The organism is Gemmiger formicilis (assembly GCF_016901605.1).
Classification (GTDB): Bacteria; Bacillota; Clostridia; order Oscillospirales; family Ruminococcaceae; genus Gemmiger; species Gemmiger formicilis_B.
This window is the reverse complement of record NZ_JACJKP010000912.1, coordinates 1-219: the sequence shown is the minus strand read 5'-3', so window position 1 is coordinate 219 and position 219 is coordinate 1. Positions and strand designations below refer to the sequence as shown.

Annotated in this window: 1 protein-coding gene; it reads left to right on the top strand. The window is 58.0% G+C overall.

The window, feature by feature from the left end:
- A partial coding sequence (locus H6B10_RS17225; RefSeq protein WP_204652540.1) for a hypothetical protein occupies positions 1 to 219 on the top strand: 219 nt, incomplete at both ends.

Below are 219 nucleotides of genomic sequence, written 5' to 3'. Positions count from 1 at the left end.
ACTTTGGGTGAGAAGCTCAAGGATATGGGCTACGGCACCGGTCTGTGGCGCGGCGGCAAGAGCCCCTACTATGCGGTCAAGGTGCCCGTTTACAGCTTCCTGAAGCTGCACGGCATACTGGACGTTGACCAGGCCCACAACCTTCAGTTCGCGGGCAAAGCGGCCGGTATAATCCACCAGTGTGTCAATGACCTTCTGGCTGAAGTTGTACGGCGGGTA